Origin of the sequence: Mucilaginibacter sp. 3215 (assembly GCF_050433785.1) — a bacterium.
Taxonomy (GTDB): Bacteria; Bacteroidota; Bacteroidia; order Sphingobacteriales; family Sphingobacteriaceae; genus Mucilaginibacter.
In genome coordinates this window covers 23,444-43,088 of the sequence record NZ_JBNPWO010000024.1, presented here as the reverse complement: position 1 = coordinate 43,088, position 19,645 = coordinate 23,444, and the positions used below count along the sequence as shown (strand labels likewise).

General features: G+C 39.6%; 13 protein-coding genes and 1 pseudogene. 7 read left to right on the top strand and 7 right to left on the bottom strand.

Features of this window, described 5'->3' with window-relative positions:
• Window positions 1-8 precede the first annotated feature (8 nt).
• The 3 genes from ABIC84_RS25055 to ABIC84_RS25045 form a co-directional block, all read right to left on the bottom strand.
• Window positions 9-710 carry a hypothetical protein gene (locus tag ABIC84_RS25055; protein WP_426582202.1) on the bottom strand — a complete coding sequence of 234 codons (702 nt, stop codon included), beginning with the start codon at window positions 708-710 and terminating at the stop codon, window positions 9-11.
• Window positions 710-5,206, bottom strand: coding sequence for an IPT/TIG domain-containing protein (locus tag ABIC84_RS25050; protein WP_429265353.1), 4,497 nt, complete (start codon window positions 5,204-5,206; stop codon window positions 710-712). Before ABIC84_RS25050 ends, ABIC84_RS25055 begins: the two co-directional genes overlap by 1 nt.
• Window positions 5,207-6,498: 1,292 nt before the next feature.
• Window positions 6,499-6,738 (bottom strand): hypothetical protein, encoded by a 240-nt coding sequence (locus ABIC84_RS25045; RefSeq protein ID WP_429265352.1) that lies wholly within the window; start codon window positions 6,736-6,738, stop codon window positions 6,499-6,501.
• Between the two features lie 763 nt (window positions 6,739-7,501).
• On the opposite strand from ABIC84_RS25045, the gene ABIC84_RS25040 reads away from it, so the two are divergent.
• From ABIC84_RS25040 to ABIC84_RS25015, 6 genes are all read left to right on the top strand, one after another.
• Window positions 7,502-7,630 (top strand): hypothetical protein, encoded by a 129-nt coding sequence (locus ABIC84_RS25040; protein ID WP_426582196.1) that lies wholly within the window; start codon window positions 7,502-7,504, stop codon window positions 7,628-7,630.
• A gap of 148 nt (window positions 7,631-7,778) precedes the next feature.
• Window positions 7,779-9,314, top strand: a complete 1,536-nt coding sequence (locus tag ABIC84_RS25035) for a vitamin K epoxide reductase family protein (RefSeq protein ID WP_426582194.1) — start codon at window positions 7,779-7,781, stop codon at window positions 9,312-9,314.
• Between the two features lie 104 nt (window positions 9,315-9,418).
• Entirely contained in the window at window positions 9,419-9,610 is a 192-nt protein-coding gene (locus tag ABIC84_RS25030) for a hypothetical protein (protein ID WP_426582192.1), read from the top strand.
• 143 nt (window positions 9,611-9,753) lie between these two features.
• The gene (locus ABIC84_RS25025) at window positions 9,754-11,256 is read left to right on the top strand and encodes a redoxin domain-containing protein (RefSeq protein ID WP_426582190.1); all 1,503 of its coding nucleotides are present in this window, start codon (window positions 9,754-9,756) and stop codon (window positions 11,254-11,256) included.
• 68 nt (window positions 11,257-11,324) lie between these two features.
• On the top strand, window positions 11,325-13,502 hold the full coding sequence (locus tag ABIC84_RS25020) for a peptidase domain-containing ABC transporter (protein ID WP_429265351.1): 2,178 nt from the start codon (window positions 11,325-11,327) through the stop codon (window positions 13,500-13,502).
• A 10-nt stretch (window positions 13,503-13,512) separates the two neighbouring features.
• Window positions 13,513-14,808, top strand: a complete 1,296-nt coding sequence (locus ABIC84_RS25015; protein ID WP_429265350.1) for an HlyD family secretion protein — start codon at window positions 13,513-13,515, stop codon at window positions 14,806-14,808.
• Between the two features lie 1,091 nt (window positions 14,809-15,899).
• Here ABIC84_RS25015 and ABIC84_RS25010 read toward each other — a convergent pair.
• The 4 genes and pseudogenes from ABIC84_RS25010 to ABIC84_RS24995 form a co-directional block, all read right to left on the bottom strand.
• Window positions 15,900-16,112 (bottom strand): annotated as a pseudogene (locus ABIC84_RS25010) (transposase); the annotation flags it as partial.
• Window positions 16,108-16,191 (bottom strand): transposase, encoded by an 84-nt coding sequence (locus ABIC84_RS25005; protein ID WP_429265370.1) that lies wholly within the window; start codon window positions 16,189-16,191, stop codon window positions 16,108-16,110. The pseudogene ABIC84_RS25010 and the gene ABIC84_RS25005, both read right to left, overlap by 5 nt.
• 194 nt (window positions 16,192-16,385) lie before the next feature.
• Window positions 16,386-16,769 carry an IS110 family transposase gene (locus ABIC84_RS25000; protein ID WP_429265349.1) on the bottom strand — a complete coding sequence of 128 codons (384 nt, stop codon included), beginning with the start codon at window positions 16,767-16,769 and terminating at the stop codon, window positions 16,386-16,388.
• Between the two features lie 400 nt (window positions 16,770-17,169).
• A complete protein-coding gene (locus ABIC84_RS24995) occupies window positions 17,170-18,378 on the bottom strand; it encodes an ATP-binding protein (protein WP_429265348.1) in 1,209 nt (402 codons plus the stop codon).
• A 655-nt stretch (window positions 18,379-19,033) separates the two neighbouring features.
• Here ABIC84_RS24995 and ABIC84_RS24990 point away from each other — a divergent pair.
• The gene (locus ABIC84_RS24990; RefSeq protein ID WP_429265347.1) at window positions 19,034-19,615 is read left to right on the top strand and encodes an RNA polymerase sigma-70 factor; all 582 of its coding nucleotides are present in this window, start codon (window positions 19,034-19,036) and stop codon (window positions 19,613-19,615) included.
• Window positions 19,616-19,645: the final 30 nt, after the last annotated feature.

Sequence of the window (19,645 nt, the reverse complement as noted above, 5' to 3'; positions counted from 1 at the left end):
CTAAACTATTACCTGTTGTTGAACTGGAACAGGGGAGATGTGGATGTATTTCCATTGGCGTCTTTAGTTACAACGCGCCAGAAATAGGTTTTTCCGTTTTCTACGGGCACAGGATAATAAACAATATTGGCATTGAAAGGCAAATCGCTCTTAAACAGGGGTGGATCATTAACATTACCGAAGTAAAGATCAAAATCCACAATATTATTGGATACAGAGCTTCCCTTCCAGGATACTGTTACAGTAGGAAACGATGTTACCAGGCTTTCGCCCTGGTATGGGCTTAGCAGTTGGGCCGGGAAAGGCGCGTAAGTAGTTACCCCTTTGCCGGCCAGGTAAAACCTTCGCTCTTCGCTTTGCCCTTCGCCTATTTTGTTCACTGCCACAACAGTCCAGCTATAAGGTTTGTTTCGTTTCAGTGTTATAGTAAACGAATTGGTATTTAAGATTTTCATAATCCCGGATTCATGAAATAAATCCTGTACATAAAACCGGTAGCTGCTAACGTTGCTAACGGCTCCCCACTTAAATGTTATAGCAGCGGTAGTATCAGATAATATGGTGCCGCTGGTACAGATCTCGTTTGGTGCCGGAGTAATCAGCAATGGGCCAGCCGGCTTATCATCAGGTTTAACGATTGGGTTGTCACTTTTTTTGCCGCAACCTGCTGTCACTATCAAAAGAGCCAATAATAACCACTTTATTTTCATTACTGCTTTATTATCTTGTAAACATTTTCTTTATTATCCAGCTTTAACCGCAAAAGGTAAACACCAAGTTGAAAATCGGCTATGTTTACCTGTAGTACGCCATAAGGGTTAGCTATTTCTTTACTGTAAAGCACCCTGCCGCCATTTATGCCGGTAATACTTATTGACGCGTTTGTGGCTGTGCGGCTACCAAGGTTAACATTCAGCACATCATGCACCGGATTTGGGTAAAGAACAATATTATCGGCCAAATCGATCAGCTTTTCAATTATACCCTGACAAAGTTTATCGGTGCTTATTGCAATTTTATTAACACCATTATCAAGGGGCAGTGTAGTATTACCCCCTACGGTGTATAGTTTATTATTAACGGTTATATTATAAACATCGGCTCCAGCCAGTTCAAGGCTAACGGTATTGTTGGTTTTGTTTACAGTGGTATAAGCCCAAAGGTCTTTAGGCTCGTTAACCAAAATGTTAAAGCACTGCTGATATTCGGGATAATCATCTACGGTAATACAAACGTAGTAATTGCCCGGAGGCAGGTCGTCAAACCGGGTGTCTGATTTAAACTTAATCGTTCGGTTAGTTCCCCCGCTTATCGTGGCCGTATAATTGATAGCTATGTTGGCATGAATAGCAATGCTGCCGTTATTGCTGCCTTTACAGGTTACACTTGTAGCCGACAGTCTGAAATTATCAACCGGTAACGATAATATCACACGTAGCCGCACCGGATCTGATGTTACTATATCATTGCCATAAAACATACTGGCAGTATAGTTGCCGGTATTCTTCACCGAAAGGCCCGGACTTGTTGCCTTGATTATCGCCTTACCGTCTTTATACCATTGCACCTTAAATTTCTCGTCATAGGGATAAACACTCATAAAAACCGAATCGCCAAGATTAACGGCGGCCTCGGTGGTGATATAACTATTTACGTAAACAGCAGGCTTAGTCAAAAAATGAAATACCGATAATGACGTGCCCGGACCGGATGGGCCATCAAGTGCGATATAGCCCTTGCTACCTTCACCTGCTACAGCGGTTATACTCGTTCTTGAATTTACTTTGAACGAGCGTACCGGCGTACCACCTATGGTAAGGCTTGTGGTACCTGTAAAATCGGTTCCCCTTATTTCAACGGTAGTGCCGGCCGGTCCACCATCGGGACTAAACGAGGTTATTTGCGGAACACCGGTTAGGTTACGCATAATGTTAATGCCAGGTTCGCCCCCTGTACCATCCAGCCCTATTATCTCAGGTTTGGCATCGCCGTCAAGATCGGCAAATGCAAGGTCCATAGGCGCACTTAGGTTTATAGTTACAGGTGTGCCGAAGTTAATGGATACACCACTCTTGTTTTGATAAAGCAATACTTTGCCATCGTTGGATACGCCTATATCCACCTTACCATCCCCATTAATATCGGCAGCAACAATAGCTGATGGTACGGCCGACGTGCTCATTGAGGTTGCTTTAACTAAAGCAATGTTGCCAGGAGTGCTGCTGTTTTTCCACACCGCTATGCCCGGCGTACTTTTCATGGTCATGGCAACATCGGTTTTTCCGTTATTATCAAAATCACCAACTGTGATACCGTTAATTGTACCACCAGCTAAAAAATCTACCCTCGGTGCATAAGTGGCACTGCCTTTGGTGCTGATATTACGATAAACCCCAAGGGTATCGGCAAGGTGCACTAATATGTCGGTTTTTCCATCTCCGTCTATATCAGCTAAGGTAACGTTGGGTAAAAATGGCTGCTGCGGAAACGAACCTGAAACCAGGTAATCTGACTGCCCATCGCCATCCATGTCTGAAACCGCTATACCTGTTGGGGCAAACCTGTCATCATAAAAAAAGTCGGCTTCCCACCCCGAAACTGTTTTTACCACACTCGCGCTGCCGTAAAAGTTAGTTGGGTTATAGGTTGATTTGATATAGGTAGGTTTCTGGTTGTTTAAACCCGCCAATATTACGTCAAGATCACCATCCAGATCCCAATCGGCCACTGCCAGGTGCGACGATCCATTCCGGTAACTATCCGAACCGCCCGAAATGTAAACACTTTGTACACGTTGAATGCTAATATTGCCCGGAGTACTTTTGTTATCTACAAAGTAGTTTAAATTACCTGCGTCACCATATGCAGAAACTGATATATCGGGCTTGCCATCGTTGTTGTAATCAACAACAACAAACGACCGGGCGTTGTTGCCGGCCCAAGTATTAGTAGGAGCGCCGAATAAATCTTCGCTTAAATCCCCTCCACCGTTAAAGGTAGGTGTAAAGTATCTTGTAGAAGTGCTTGTTGCATAGGCTGTTGCGACGGTAAGCGATGAGTAGGTAGCACCTATAGGCACCTTAACCTGTAATGAGTTGGCTGTGGCCGTAACAACCCGGGCCTTTACTGCGCCGAAATACACAAAATTTTCTGCAGCTACTGTACTGAAATTATTACCGGTGATGGTAACCAGGGTACCGGGGCTTCCAGTTGCCGGGGCAAATGATGTAATAAGTGGTGTAAAATGATATTTAAAACCGTTATAAGCAACAGTAAGGCCATTCTTCATGGTTATAACCAATTTGCCCTCCTTATTTCCTTCTCCCAGTTGTATCGAGATCTCGTCATCGTTCCAGTAGGAATTGGATACATTAAAACTTAATACAGCGTTACCATCCAGGGTAACACTTTTAACATCAAAAAAACCGATGCCTGATATCACAACAGTCGAATTATAGCAACCATCTTTATTATTCAGCGATTTAATGACTGGTTTGAGTTTAAAGACGGTGGCTGTTGTATCGGCTCCGTTGAAATCACTTTTCACTATAATATTGCCGGTAGCATTACCGTATGGTACAACAGCCCGGATTTCTGATTTAGATACTAATCTGAACTTTGCTTCAATATTATTAAAGAACACCTTATTGGCCCAATCAAAGCCGGTGCCTTTAATGGTTACGGTATCGTTTTTAACAGCATTGGCCGGCAAAAATGATAAGATATTTGGCGGAGGGATATATGTAAAGCCGGCAAAAGTTGAACTTGCTTTTTTAGTGCTTACTTTTACATCGCCGCTTGCACCTTTGCCAACAACCGCTGTGATATAGCCGTTGGAACTTGCCGTTACAGATGCAGCCGGCACACCACCAAATGTTACGCTTGTGACATTAACAAAATGCTCGCCATAAATACTAACACTTTGGCCGGAGGCCGCGGCAAGCGGCTGTATATCGGTTATTTTTACAGCCTGGCTAAAGGTGGTTACTTTGATTAAGGTATCGGTATATAGCTTATTGCCTACAACCAACTTCAAGGTATCATTAGGGCCATAAAGATCAATAGTATAAGAGGCATTATATGTGTTTGCTATAACCTTACCATTTACTAACCATTTATAGGTGTTGCCCGTTTTACTATAATTATTTAACTTAATTATGCCAGTGCTGGTGGCACCTGTTTCATCCATGGTAAAATACGCCCTCGGTACCACCGTTCCGCCGCTATTACCACTTAGTGCAAGATACCCGTGGCCACCGCCAACCCAAATTGCATTACCTTTTATCTGGATGTCATTAAGTGAATAATTAAAATAACTGTAACTGTTATCGCGATACAGGCGCTCCCATATTTTACCTTTATTGGTTGTTTTAAATACATCAAAACCTACGTTTTGGATAGCATACGCGGTGCTATCGTTCACTACTATCATTTTTGAGAATTTGACAGGTGCCAACACTTCATCGTTTTGCTGGGCCCAGGTATTGCCGCTGTTGGCCGAGATCAAAAGCCTTCCATCATCGGTGTTTGCCCAAACATTATTATTATTTACAAAATACATACAGCTAACGCCGTGGTTAATTATTGCATTGAGGGTCCAGTTGCTACCGCCGTCAACCGTGGCGTAGCGCGGAGCAAAGCCCCCCAAATTGGCACGGTAGGCCTGTACAACGGTTTCGCTTAACACTTGTAAATTAGTGAAATTGAAATTTTCCTGGGTAAAGCTCACTACCCAGGTAAGCCCGCCGTCAGTCGTTTTTAAGATACGGTGTTTGTCAACCGCATATCCCGTAAGGTTGTTTGCAGCGAAAGCCATGTCGGTGATATAGGAATCGGGAATTTGGCTAAACTGCGAATGAAATACCACTTTATAGGTACTACCACCATTAGTTGAATAAAGAATAGCAGGTACCAACCCATAGTTACCATAAATCAAAACTCTGTTCCGGTCGAAAGCTTTTACACCGCTCAGTTCAAAACCAAATGTAAGGTTAACCGTGTAGCCGTTAAAATTAACATTGGTGTTGGTAATGGGCTTATAAGTAATTGTTTTGCCGCTATCCGCAGTAAAACCAAGCATTTTAGAAAAAGCGATATAACCTTCGGCACCGGCGTAAAAATCTACGCGATGTATATGGCTGTTTTCATTAGCTTCAACATGTAGCTGTTTAAACTGGGAAAATGCGGGCTTCGTAAAGGATAGCAACAGGCATATTAAAAAGATATACCTATAGATATTAGGGCTACTTGTATGTTGCCAATGGTATTTTAAGCAAACAGAAAAAGAGGAAATCATTAAAATTTATGATAAGGATAGCGACAATAAATATACACATTATATCCAGTATAGATTGACTTTTTTCAATATCCTATTTTTGTAAAGAGATGATGCTATTACTATAATACCGCTGCCCGGCTTGGTTTTGCTGAATGCTCTTGAATTTGACACTTATGCTGAAAAAGAACAGTGGTTTTTATACTGAATAATTATTTCCTGTTCGAAATGGCAATTTTGTACAAGTAAAAGCTGCGATAGGAACCCACCTTGTTTTTATTGACTAAGGGATTTGTAGTATGGTGGATTTGAACCCAGATGTTTTTATTTAAAAACCTAAAAAATAAATTTTCAAATAAATATCAAAACAAAAAACCGAACTTTTGGGTTCGGTTTTATTTTGCGGAGAGGGAGGGATTCGAACATTTCCATGTATATTATTTATTATCAGTAAATTAACTAAATAAAAAAAATGACTCACCGGGTGACTTACCATTTTTTTGCCTTTTTACGTGGCGCAAATCCTGAATAAGGATAGAATGTTTAGCTCAAATCAAAAAAGTAATTCAGGAATTATGCTTGTAATAAATAACTGTTATCAGCCGGGGTTAAATCAGCGCAAAAGAATTTTTTTAACTGTCAATCAGAGGGTCGTTGGTTCGAGCACAGTCTTAGTGTGCGGAAAATCAATGATTTAATACCATTCGCCAAAGTGGTTTTTTTATTTGCATAAAATTTGCATACATAACCCCCATTTTGGTTACGACCAACCTTATTTCTTCCTAATGGTTTTGCAGCTAATGATAACCATCTAATAGGTATATGATGAAGTGTTTAGTCGATTTCTCCTCCTTGTTAGGCCGCAGTCCCAATTCAAAGGGCACTTTCATAATTGTGGATCGTGTTGGCGGCGGGTAGAGTATTGATAAACCTGCCTTTTACCAATCTATGTTTTTGGGAGGACAAAGGGGAAACCTACTGGGTTATTAAATGTTCCTGCCATTGCGCGGTATCTCAGAATAGCTACTTATCATACTCCATCCGGTAAATTTGCTATCTCTTAACTAAGAATTTTGTGAAGGGTAACCAGACGGCACCCTTGGATTTTGTATTATTTAAATCGCTTCGTGATAAATCCAATGCAAAGAATGTGAATTTAACATAGGGCAAAATACCTTTGGCTGTCGGCTACAATGTCCATTATGGAACCTTGCCCGACAAACTTATTTAAAGTAGAACTTTTTTAAGCTTGGAAATAACCAAAGTGAATGGGCGACCTGACTTTCGGCGACTTGCTTTACTGCTTCTGCAATGCCATCTAAATTGTCCAAAATGTCTTGTTTTAATCGGTTTAAATCAGCTTCTTTAACTGAGGTTATCCCTTTAGCTTGTTCAACAAGCACCTGGCTATAGTTTATCGCCGTATCAAAGAGTGGTAGAAAGCTATTGGTTAAGTTTTTCATCGGTTTTAAAGCGCTATCTATAACCTCGTATAATGTTTTTCCATCCTCGCGCTTTTCTCTTTTTCGACAATAGCAGTACCGAGTTGGGCTAGTCTAATTGCTACTAAAGCACCCTCAAAACTAACCGTTACCCCGACTGTGCCTTGGATAATACTGGCGATATTATAATAATCCCCGAGTGGTAGGAAATCGTGGTAATGCTCAGCAACTATTAAAATGATAATGGTGATCGTGGTAATTACTGCTAAAAATGAATAAAACGAAGGCTAACCCGGTTCATGGCGCTTAAAACTTAGCTATAAATATAATAACGGTACTTGAAATTTATTTCTTTTTATTGATCGGTAATTCAAGTTATTTTTTTGTGAAGAGGAGTTAGCTTCATGGATAATGATTGTTTGGTTTGCTGTAACTTTCGTTATTGCATGATTAAAGTGGTTTTAACCTAAAATTCAGATAGAAAAACGAGAAATTATTTTGTATAAATTGCCCTTTTGCGTAACTGATGATATTTATCTTTTATTTCCGTAATTTTTTTCTTGATAATTTATAATACTTAAAAAAAAGTAACCAGTGCATCTTTTAAAACGCTTTTTTTAATTTTAATTCTTTTCATCTTTAAAAAGAGGTTTATTTTATTCATTTTTTTAAAAATAAAAAGCATTTTGGATATAATATACTAAAAATGAGGCGAATATTATTTTTATGACCGCTTGTTATATTAATTTATATTATAGAAATTGTACATATACATATTTACCTGGTGACGAATGAAAATATCAATGCGCCTATGCCTGGCTTACTTAACAAGGGCATATTGCTGAAAATGGACATTTTATCAAAATTTATATTTACTACTATCCGTGTTCAGAAGGATGGAATAGCGCAGTAGATTATGTATGAATTTAAAGTTTTATATATTAAAAATTACTCGCGCTTGTTGAAAGGCGCTAGTTTAATAACTATACCCTAAGCCATTTATGATATCTAAGTCACGTTACACTAACTCCGAAATAATCACTATTGAGTTTCTAAGAAGAATGGGGGCTAAAGTAACTTCGGAGGCTGTTGTTGAAGAATTACGACAGCACCCTGATTTTCCAAACTTACTCGCCATAAACGACGTGTTGAATAATTACGGTTTGAATACAAACGCTTATCGGATTCCCCCTGAGCATCTTACAGAAATTCCGTCCCCGTTCATTGTAAATACGAAAAAAAGGGGACAGGAATTTTTAATTGTTGCACGGGTGGATGAAAAAGAAGCCGAATTAGTGGGGAATAGCCGGAAGCCAGAGGTATTGTCGCTATCTCAATTTAAAGATGCATTTGCCGGTGTAATCCTTGTGCCCGAAGATATCAAAATCATGGAAAACAAAACTGCCGCTAAATCTAACTATTTTCATTTCGATCAAATCCGGAACCCGGTAATATTAGCATTCGCTATTTTGTTACTTTGCGCGGGTGGGATACTGATCGGCAACGATCCTTCTCCATGGCAATTTATCACCCAGTTGTTTTTAAAAACTGTAGGTTTAGCAGTGTCTATCTTACTGTTGGTCCAAAGCGTAGATCATAATAATCCATTGGTTCAAACACTTTGCGGTGTCGGTAAAACAAATTGTAATGCCATTCTATCATCAAAGGCAGCCAACGCTTTTAATGGGCTTAGTTGGAGTGATATAGGTTTTTTCTACTTTGCCGGCACATGGCTTACGACTTTGATAATTGGTAAAGATATATCAACGCGACAAATTCTCGCCCTGTTAAATTTTGCAAGTCTCCCATATACTGTTTATTCAATTTATTATCAGGCGAAGGTTGCGAAACAATGGTGTCTTTTCTGTTGTGCAATTCAAATTTTGCTATGGTTCGAGTTTGGTTCATTCGCAACAATTTTTGAATTCCAATTCAAATTGCCAACCAATGATAATCTGTTGATTATGCTGATTTGTATGGTTATCCCGGCAATCGGATGGCTACTAATAAAACCGGTGCTATTGAAAAGTCAGCAAGTTGATTTGATTGAAGATCAATTACGAAGCTTTAAATACAATACTGACGTTTTTAAGAACTTATTAAAAGTCAAACCCAAATATGCTATGCCCAGCCCTGACTGGAGTATTGTTCTGGGTAACGTTGAGGCCAGCACTATAATAACTATGGTAAGCAACCCATATTGCCCGCCCTGTAGCTTGGCCCACAAAATAATTGATGAATGGCTAACCAAGGATTTTGATATCCAGGTTCGGATCCTGTTTACTGCTAATAACACTGACGAGGATTATAAAACACCCGTAGTGCGCCACTTTATGGCATTAAATCAATTGGAGGATAAAACTTTAGTGAAAAAAGCGTTGCACGACTGGTATGAACAAAAGCAAAAGAACTATGACGACTGGGCGCAACTATATCCGGTTAAGTTAAATAACCGCGATTTTGCCCAACTGGATAATCAAAAAAAATGGTGCTCTACTGCTGAAATTAAAGCAACGCCAGCTTTTCTTATAAATGGACACGTACTGCCGGAAAATTACCGTCTAAGGGATATAAAATATTTGTTAGCACAACAATAGCAAAGAAACTTTTCGCGAAAGTAAAGGAGCCTACCCTTTGAGAACGTATGCCGTCAACTGTTGGTACGTTAATCCAACAATAATACCTAACAAATTTATTTCACATGTCAAAATTTGCCAAACTCAGCCGTGCTGAGATGAAAAATGTATTGGGAGGAACAGCTCCACCACCACCTACCAGTTGCACTAACGATTGCGGCGGCACCGCCGGCACATGCTCAACAGGATATGATTGCGTTAGTGAGAGCTGTCCAGATGATAAAAACTATACTCATAACATATGTGTGGCTAAATAATTGCGCCATATATATTTGATGTAAATAAGCAATTCGCGATAATTCGTAGTCGCGGATTGCTTTTAAATTTCACGACAGTGCATGTTTTGCTCAAACCTAATAAGCTCCCATTTTGCTGGCAGCGGAGATAACCCTAGGCAAAGATGAAGAATAAAATAATATATCTAATTCATGTTTTAACAATTTTGTCGACCATATGGTCCGGGAACCTTTTTGCTCAAATTCCTGTGCGAAAGGGCCCTGTCTCTGCCATCGAAATCGAAAAAGCATTGTCTGTTGTTAACCAAAATATGGATAGTATTAATGCCCACCAGGACTATATTTATAAAATGGGGTTGAATAACCCTCTCTTGTTAAGTCAATATCGTGGCTGGATCAGTAAATATCCTCAAAAGCTGAGTATCCCTTTATCGTTGGGTACCGCATATTACAAGGCGGAAATGTCTCAGGCAAAAGAATTTTTATTAAGGGCTGCGAAACTCGCTCCGAACAACGCGCAAATATGGTATATGCTGTCGGCCGACGCTTTCAATAGAGGTGAATCCACTTTGCAATCTAAATATTTATTGAAAGCTACATCTGTTGAGCCTTCAAACGCTGCCTACGCTTACTATTATTTAACTACTTTCAAAGATGTAGATCAGGATGTCTATAGAAAGAAAGCCATCGAATTTATAAATCGTTTTCCGACCGATTCTCAGGGAGCACAGGTTCTCTATTGGTTGGGAGAAGATGCAACGGATCTCAACGAGAAAATTGATTATTTTGAAAAATTACGAAAATCATACCCGCCAAAAGAATACAAATGGACTACATACGGTATGACATCATTGGCGGATGCCTATTTACAAACCGATCCTGAAAAAGCGTTGATCCTCATCAATACCATGGGCGACAATAAAGACTGGCAACTTAGGAAACAAGCCGCTTTACAGCTAATCAAAATTAAGGAACTTGAAAAGCAGAAAAATTACAAGGCCGCAGTTATCGAATTTGATGAGCTGATTCTTCCCCGGTTTAATTACATAGATGAATTTATAACGTTGAAAAAAGCATCGCTACAGGAGAAAGCGGGCGATGTCAAAACCGCATATGATAGTTTAATTGAAAAGGCGGCAAAACTTCCCACTGATAGCATGAATAACGCGATAGAGAATTTTGGCAAAAAATTAGGAAAGTCTGATCGACAAGTTAACGATGACATTAAAACTGCTATAGCCAAAACTGCTTCTCTGGCATCTCCATTTAAATTGGGACTTTATACTGGCAGGGACAGCCTCGATCTGAATTCGCTCAAGGGTAAAGTAGTTTTGATAACATTTTGGTTTCCAGCTTGTGGGCCGTGTAGAGCCGAGTTTCCTTATTTTCAATCCGTAATCAATAAGTTAAATAATACAGATATTGCTTATCTCGGTATAAACGTCTACCCTGATCAGGACCCTTATGTTCTTCCGTTTTTAAAAAATTCCAAGTTTTCATTTATTCCATTACGTGGTAGCGCCGACTTTGCTTTAAAAAACTTCGGAGTAAAAAGCGAGCCCACGAATTTTCTTATTGATAAACAAGGAAAGATTGCTTTTAAAAACTTTACTATCGATCAAAAAAACCAACGAAGCTTGGAATTGATGATCAGGTCACTATTGTGAAACTGAGTGGAAGAATCGATACATAGCACACGTTGTAGTAACAGTATAGCCTACCTTATTTCAAACTTATGGCTTTCCAATTTTACAAGCAGCCCGACCAAATGGACTGCGGCCCTACATGTTTACGCATGGTTGCAAAACACTTTGGACGTAATTTTAAGATACAAACTTTACGTCAACTTTGCGAAATCAATCGGGAAGGGGTTTCTCTTTTAGGGATAAGTGACGCCGCAGAAAAGATCGGCTTCCGGTCGCTTGGAGCCAAGCTGAATTTAACAGATCTTAAAGAAGCGGAAATGCCTTGTATACTCCATTGGCGGCAAAATCATTTTGTAATACTCTACCTAATAAAGCACGGTCGTTATTATATTGCTGATCCGGGCAGCGGCCTTGTTACTTTATCAGAGTCGGATTTTCGGAAAAGCTGGGTCTCTGATCAAGATGTTAACGAAGGAATCGCGCTGCTACTTACCCCAACACCGCATTTTTATGAACAGGAAGATGAAAGAAACAACTCGATTACATGGAGTTTTTTATTGCGTTATCTGATCGCCTACAAACAATTAATAGTACAGCTCTTGTTCGGTTTAGGAATTGGCAGCCTGCTTCAACTTGTCGCTCCTTTTCTTACACAATCGATAGTGGATATTGGCATCAATGTCCGTAATCTAAACTTCGTATACATTGTTATAATTGCGCAGGCTATGTTAATTGTCGGCAGAGTGAGCGTGGAATTTATCCGCTCGTGGATACTGCTTCATATCAGTACACGCGTAAACATATCTATTCTTACCGATTTTCTGATCAAACTGATGAAATTGCCTATTAGTTTCTTTGATACAAAGATGACGGGCGACATCATGCAACGTATGAATGATCAGCGCCGCATAGAAAGTTTTCTCACGGGATCAACACTTACTACGTTGTTCTCCCTATTTAATTTGTTGATTTTTTCTGTCGTACTGGTCTATTACAACGTCTTGATATTTGGCGTCTATCTGCTCAGCAGCGCGCTATATATTGGCTGGATCGCAGCTTTCTTAAAAAGGAGACGCGATATTAATTACAAAAGCTTTGAGATTTCTGCCAAAACCCAAAGCAGTGTAGTGCAGCTGGTCAGTGGGATGCAGGAAATAAAACTAAACAACTGCGAACAGCAAAAACGATGGGAATGGGAACACCTGCAAGCGCGTTTGTTCAAGTTCAATGTTAAAAACCTTGCTCTGAATCAATACCAGCAAGGTGGTTCCACATTCATTAATGAATCCACCAACCTGCTTATCACGCTTCTAAGCGCTAAGGCGGTTATCGATGGGCAACTTACTCTGGGAGCCATGATGGCAGTGCAATATATTATCGGGCAGTTAAACGCTCCTGTACAACAGTTCCTGCTATTTATTCAAAACTTTCAAGATGCAAGGATCAGCCTTGAACGGTTAAACGAAATACACGAATTGTCGGATGAAGAACCTGTAGAAAAAGAATTCAGTCAGCATTTACCACAAAACTTAAGCATTAGCCTTAATGATATTACGTTTAAGTACCCTGGTGTCGGGAATGAACCTGTTCTTAGAGGACTAAACTTCGAAATTCCACAAGGCAAGACCACAGCGATTGTCGGTATGAGTGGTAGCGGGAAAACGACAATTTTGAAATTGTTGCTGCGTTTTTATGAACCTGATACGGGAGAATTAAAGGTTGGTGGGCAATTATTAAATAATATCGGCTTTAAACGTTGGCGCAGCGCCTGCGGCGTTGTTATGCAGGATGGCTTTATTTTTTCTGATACAATAGAACGCAATATAGCCGTAGGAGATGAATATCCTGACAAGGTTAAACTTGCTTACGCAATTAATGTGGCAAATATCCTAGATCTGATAGAGAGTTTACCGCTTGGCTTGAAAACGAAAATCGGCGCGGAGGGCAATGGCATAAGTCAGGGGCAGCGCCAGCGGCTTTTAGTCGCGCGCGCTGTATACAAAAATCCCGAGTATATTTTTTTTGACGAAGCAACAAACGCACTTGATGCTAATAACGAGCGGGTTATAATGAATAATATGAGGGATTTTTTTACTGGCCGAACGGTGGTAATTGTAGCCCATCGGTTAAGTACGGTCAGTAATGCCGATAACATTATTTTGTTGGAGCACGGCGCCATTATTGAACAGGGTTCCCATCAGCAGCTAACCGCAATTAAGGGGAAATATTATGAACTTGTGAAAAATCAGCTTGAATTAGGCACCTGATAAATATTTTATGCCATTTAATACAGAAGTAGAAAGCTCTACCCGCCATAGCGATGATATGCAGGATATTATCACTGCTATACCTTCATGGATACTGCGCTGGGGAACAACTGTTTTCTTTTTTGCTTTGTTGCTGATCCTGAGTCTGTCAGCTCTAATAAAGTATCCGGAAATTGTTAAAACAAAACTCAGCATCACATCCCCTAACGTAGCTAAGACCATCGTTCCGAAAATTACCGGCCGATTGCAAAAATTGCTTATAAATAACGGCGAAACCGTTAATGCGGGCCAGCCGCTGGCGTATCTGGAAAGCACGGCAAACCATCAACAGGTGCTTAATTTATTAGTGTCGTTAAAACAGTATCAACGGCAGTTTACATCGGGAAATACGATATTTGCGGATTTTTTTAATAAGCAGCATTATGATGAACTCGGTGAATTGCAAACAGCTTTTCAAACCTTTAGCCAGTCGTTCCTTACGTACAATGCTACTGTCCGAAGCGGTTTTCTGATAAAAAAGCGCGCCTTTCTAATGGATGATATAATCAGTTTAAATCAACAAACTGTTCAACTCAATAATGAGCGCATGTTACAGCAACAAGACCTTTCTCTCGCTGAAGAAGATTATAATGTGCACCGTAAACTGGCTGATCAAAAAGTCGAAACACCGGCAGAATTAAGACAACAGGAAAGCAGATACATAGCAAAAAAATCACCGCTCATACAATCAGAAGCAGCACTGATAACAGCTAAAACAAATTTACTGGCAAAGCAAAAGGAAATATTGGAGCTCGATAACCAGGTTATAGAGGAAAAGACAAAATTCTCTCAGGCGTTAAACAGTTTAATAAGCCAAATGGAAGATTGGAAAAACCAATATGTATTATCGGCTTCCCAAAGTGGTAAGATAACATTTGCTGGCAATATTCAACAAAACCAAATGGTATCTCCGTCTACCGAAATCTTTTATATTAATCAAAGCAGTACAACCTATTTTGGCGATATGAGTATCCCTCAGGACAACATGGGTAAGGTTAAACAAGGCCAGCAGGTTTTAATAAAATTGCGTAGTTATAAGTTTGAAGAATACGGAATACTAAAGGGTCGGATAATTTATATTTCTGAAGTACCTTACAGGGATAGTGTATTCTCATCCAAGGTTAGCTTTGAGACCATTAATCCAACCATTAAAAAAAGCATAAGATTGCGGCAGGGTATGATTGCCGATGCTGATATTATTACCGACGATGCTACACTTTTACAAAGGCTTACCCGCAATTTAATAAGGGCGATAAATACACAATGACAATAGTCCTATCCTTCTCGCTGAAACTAACCGTGAAAGTCGATATGAAATGTTTGTCAAATAGTAAAGTAAAGAAACTTTTCGCAAAAGTAAAGGAGCATATCCTTTGAAATAAATATGCCGTTAACTGTCGGTGCGTAATTCCGATAATAATCAAAAAAACAAATACGATATGCCAGAATTTGCCAAACTCAGTCGCGCTGAAATGAAAAATATTTTAGGTGGAACAGCGCAACCTCCGTCTAATTGTACTAACGAATGTAGCTCTACTTCCGCTTGTCTAACCGGCTCTATATGTGTAACCGAAACTTGTCCGGATGATAAAAACTTTGTTCACTACATTTGTGTAAGAGAATAATTACACCGTATAAATATTTTGCATTAGCAACTTGCGATGATTCATTATTATATATTGCTTATGCAAGTTTTATTATAGAACGCTCGTCATTCCTGCAATATTTTCTATTGGGTTGGCAGCCCGAGCAGGACTCGAACCCTAAACTGTGCGGTTCGAGAAACGCACAGTAGGAGTTCATTAAAAATGCTTTAATTCGTTCAGAATGCGCATTTGTTCTAAAAAGTGGTTCGAATTCTGCCCAGTTAGGGAGCCTTAAAATCAATGATTTAATCCCACTCGCCAGAGTGGGGTTAAATCATTGATTTTTTTTATTTTAAAGCATTATTTGCGTTTTATTTCTCAAAGTCTACGAGAAAGGAAATACCATTTCACTGACAGTTTTCACTGACATTTCTCCAAAGATCACCCCGTGTTTCTCATCCTCCTATTTGCGATCATCCTAAAGAAGCCGCCAGTATTAATCATGGGTTTGTAATAAAAGGTGCTGCCTACTTGACGTTGCAAACTACTAGTTGCAGGGTATACAATGCAGTCTCCTCTTTTTCTTTCGAGCACAAAAGGGTTTCTTGTTATTATTGTTTGTCGGGTTAGTATGTGTGTAAACTCGGAGAGTTTTCCATATAGTAACACGTAGGCGCAGTGCTATCTGGTTCTTTATTGCTCCCGCTATGTCCGGTTTTATAACCCTCCCCTGATTTAACTACATGCCATATTCTTCGTAAGCACTTATGGGCTACTTAACGATTATCTTATTTGATTGTTTCCCCACATGGGTCCGGTAATAGGTTTGCATTGTTGCATCTCTTCTTACAGATACCCAGGCACTTTCAATCAAATAACTTCTGATCAGCGTTTTACTTCGATGAGTTAGTCCTCTTACCTGTACCGTTTCACCCGTGCTGTAAATGCTCGGTATCAGCCTCACAAAACTGGCTAACTGATCAAACTTCCGGAACCCTTTTCATATCACCAAGTTCGGCAAGTATGCCAATGGCTATGATGGGTCCGATTCTAGGTATGGTCATTAGTAATTGAAAATCGCTTTTAAAGTGCATCGTAATATACTGCTGAAGCTCTATGTTAATATCTAGCCATTCTTGCCTCACAAAGCTCAAATGTCTAAGTTTACTTTGCAAGCTGGAGTTACCGGTAGGATATTTCCATTCAAGATTACCCAGCCATGTGGTCATTTCCCTGATCCAGGTAGCATTATCAAACTTCAAGGGCAACTTATACCATAATATAATAGCTCACCCTTGACCTGGCTTTTAAGTTTACGCATAACTTTGGCCACGTTGTTCTTCTGCCTGAAAAGGCTTCTCAGCTGTTCCTGCTGCTCATCTGGCACGTAGGTCCCGGTAAGATGGCCTGATTGTAACTGCTTGGCTAAACTCCTGCAATCCATCCGGTCATTCTTTTGATCTTTGTTCTTGGCACTCGTTGGTATATCAGATGGATTAAGCACTTTGACGTCCCAGCCAGCCTGTGTCAATTGCCGATTAGGTATAAACCCACAGCAGGATGCCTCATAACAACATTCTACAGGGTAATTATTAAAGTGCTGATTTACGTATCCAATCAGCGTATCAGGCTCTGATGGCATATTGAACGTCTTGTGCCGAAAAGGTCGGTCCTGATACTAACCGCCCAGCTCTTTTTATGAACGTCTATGCCGATAAACAACCGTGGTGTTTGCATAAGCTTAGTGTTTGGTTTTAAACAAAGCTATTACATAAATACTTGACATTTTATTCCGGCTTGGACTACCTTCGCGATAGTGGTGAGTAAGGTAATCTCACGATAGGAATTTATTCGTTGTTGTCCTCTAACCAATCAGGAACCAGTGTATAGAAGAAATAAGATTATCGAATAATTTTTCACATGTAGCCCCCACTTTAGGTCGTATTTTTAACGTCAGCGGAAGGAACAAAATCTTTAGTAGTCCCTTCCAAATAGAGGGGGCAAAAAAGCAATGTGCACGAAATGCATGCTTTTCGACGTCATTATTTTGATAAATATTGATGGGCCGCAACTACATGGATAACTTTACCATTTTTCTCCAGGCGATCGGTTTGATCAAGCGTCACGATAAAGCCTTCATCAGCATTGAAAAATGTAAGCGCTTCAACCACACCATCCAACTCACGGTTGATATTATCAGGGTTTAATTCGAAACAAACCTGAACGGCCTCTATCAATTTGCCGTTATTCGTGGTAACGAAATCGCATTCATTCTTTTCAGCAAAATAATAGATCTCCCGGTGTTTTTGACGCAGGTGCAGGTAAACCAAATTCTCGAACTTTCTGCCATTATCTTCTGTAAAAGAACCTGAATTAACATTGATCAGGCCGGTATCTATCGCATAAACCTTCCTCGGGTTTGCGATTTGTTTTCTTAAAGAATAACTAAATTTTGGCACGAATTGTAACAGATATGAATACTCCAGGTGTGACAAATACTCCATAACTGTACTGGTAGACCCGATCTCAAACAATGTCTTGAGCCTGTTACCTGTGATCAACTTTGAAACATTAGAGAGCAGGTAAAATGCCAGCCGCTGCAACGTCTTAACATCCCTGATGCCATAGCGAACTGCGATGTCCCTGATCAAAATATCCTCGAATAATTGATTTAATATTTCAGGGATCCCTTGCTTTAAATATTCCGGGAAGCCGCCTAATTCTAAATAACTCAATAAGGAGGGTTTATCATAAGATAAATCTTTAAAGGCGCAGAATTCGTGATAAGAAAAAGGGAAAAGCTCTTTTGTGATGTGCCGCCCGGTTAACCTGGTTCCCAATTCCCGGCTTAATAAAGAGGCATTAGAGCCTGTTATTACTAATTTATAATCTTCATCCAGCTTTTGCCTCGCATACCTTTCCCATTCCGGTATAATTTGGATCTCGTCAAAAAAAAGTACATTACTTCCGCTGGCCTTAATAGATTCATCCAGCCTGGCGAAGTCGGTAGGGCCAAATTCATAAAGCCGGGGATCTTCAAAATTAAGATATAATGCATCAGGATATCTCTCTTTGAGTAGTTGGAAGAGCAGCGTGCTTTTCCCGCATCTCCTTATTCCCGAAACAATTAATGCCAATGTCGAAAGGTCTGGCAAAGTTGCCAGCGCATCTCTTTTCAGACCAGGATCTTTTTGCGCCAGGTTCGCTTTTTGAGTTTCAATAACCTGGTTAATAGCGGATTGAAGTACCATAATAATTCATTTGACACAAAAATACAAAATTGTTTGTTAGTAAAATACAATTTTATTCGATATCAAAATACAATTATGCTCGTCGGTAGATAGCCAAATTCAGAATTTATATGACTATTACGAGATCAAAGAGAATGTCGTTTTAGTTTCCAAGAGGACAGGATAATCTGAGAAGTCCTCTGGAGGCACTGAGAGCCTTTTTTCTAAATTAGAGCGGAGGAGAGTTAGGGAATAATAACTGGATTAATTTCCGCTATAAATCAACGCCTTGTATTTTCATTCAATTAGAGCTCACCTAATAAACCACCTTATAGAACCAAATCGCTTGTGCTTATTTAACAAAGATGAAGGTATCAGTACATAAATTAACAGGTCAACCTCCTATGGTTTATTATTAAAGAAAATTGCGAAAAAGGCTGTCTTGTTAATTTTATTAGTGTTTTAAATACAATTAATTTGCTTTTTCAATATAAATTAATTGTATATTGGCTCCGTTATAACCTAAAATTAATTTGTCCTTTAACAATATTATCCGCTTAGGGTGTGTAAACGTAAACAGTAATCTGAATTGATTAAATTTATTGCATTTAATTAAATGTAATTTAAACGCTTATAATGCCGGATGCATAATGACGGTAAAGGTGATTTATCTTGAATGAAAAGGCTTAGTGATCATACGGATATTCAATTAACAGAGCTCTTTACGCTTGGAGATATTGATGCGTTTGAAGAGATCTATAACAGATACTGGCTAAAGCTTTACTCAGCCGCATATAAGCGCGTGAAAGAAAGAGAAACTGCACAAGAAATTGTACAGGATTTTTTTACCAGCTTTTGGATCAACAGGGAGCAGGTGAAAATCCAGACATCATTGCAAGGCTATCTTTTTACTTCTATCAAATATCTTGTATTAAACTATAAAAGGGCCGAGGCTGTAAGAAACTCATATGCCGAGATCCTGCTGCTGGTGAATAACAGCTTTGATAATTCAACAGAAGAGAATTACTACTACAAAGAGCTGTTGGAACGTGTTGAAACAGAGGTAAACCAATTACCTCCAAAATGCCGCAATGTATTTGAGCTAAGCCGCAAGCAATACAAAACCAATAAGGAAATAGCCCAATTGATGGGTATTTCAGAAAAAACCGTCGAGAATCATCTTACCAAAGCATTAAGATATTTAAGGGTTAATCTTAACAGCTTGCTTTTACTTACTTTCCTATTTCTGCGCAAATAGCTTTCCCGCTTTACAAGAGGTTGTTTAGGC

Coding starts and splice junctions, on each gene's coding strand:
- ABIC84_RS25030 (WP_426582192.1), top strand. CDS start 9,419: ATGTCAAAATTTGCCAAACTCAGCCGTGCTGAGATGAAAAATGTATTG.
- ABIC84_RS25015 (WP_429265350.1), top strand. CDS start 13,513: ATGCCATTTAATACAGAAGTAGAAAGCTCTACCCGCCATAGCGATGAT.
- ABIC84_RS25005 (WP_429265370.1), bottom strand. CDS start 16,191: ATGACCATACCTAGAATCGGACCCATCATAGCCATTGGCATACTTGCC.
- ABIC84_RS25045 (WP_429265352.1), bottom strand. CDS start 6,738: ATGAAAAACTTAACCAATAGCTTTCTACCACTCTTTGATACGGCGATA.
- ABIC84_RS25000 (WP_429265349.1), bottom strand. CDS start 16,769: ATGCCATCAGAGCCTGATACGCTGATTGGATACGTAAATCAGCACTTT.
- ABIC84_RS25035 (WP_426582194.1), top strand. CDS start 7,779: ATGGGGGCTAAAGTAACTTCGGAGGCTGTTGTTGAAGAATTACGACAG.
- ABIC84_RS24995 (WP_429265348.1), bottom strand. CDS start 18,378: ATGGTACTTCAATCCGCTATTAACCAGGTTATTGAAACTCAAAAAGCG.
- ABIC84_RS25055 (WP_426582202.1), bottom strand. CDS start 710: ATGAAAATAAAGTGGTTATTATTGGCTCTTTTGATAGTGACAGCAGGT.
- ABIC84_RS25020 (WP_429265351.1), top strand. CDS start 11,325: ATGGCTTTCCAATTTTACAAGCAGCCCGACCAAATGGACTGCGGCCCT.
- ABIC84_RS25025 (WP_426582190.1), top strand. CDS start 9,754: ATGAAGAATAAAATAATATATCTAATTCATGTTTTAACAATTTTGTCG.
- ABIC84_RS24990 (WP_429265347.1), top strand. CDS start 19,034: ATGAAAAGGCTTAGTGATCATACGGATATTCAATTAACAGAGCTCTTT.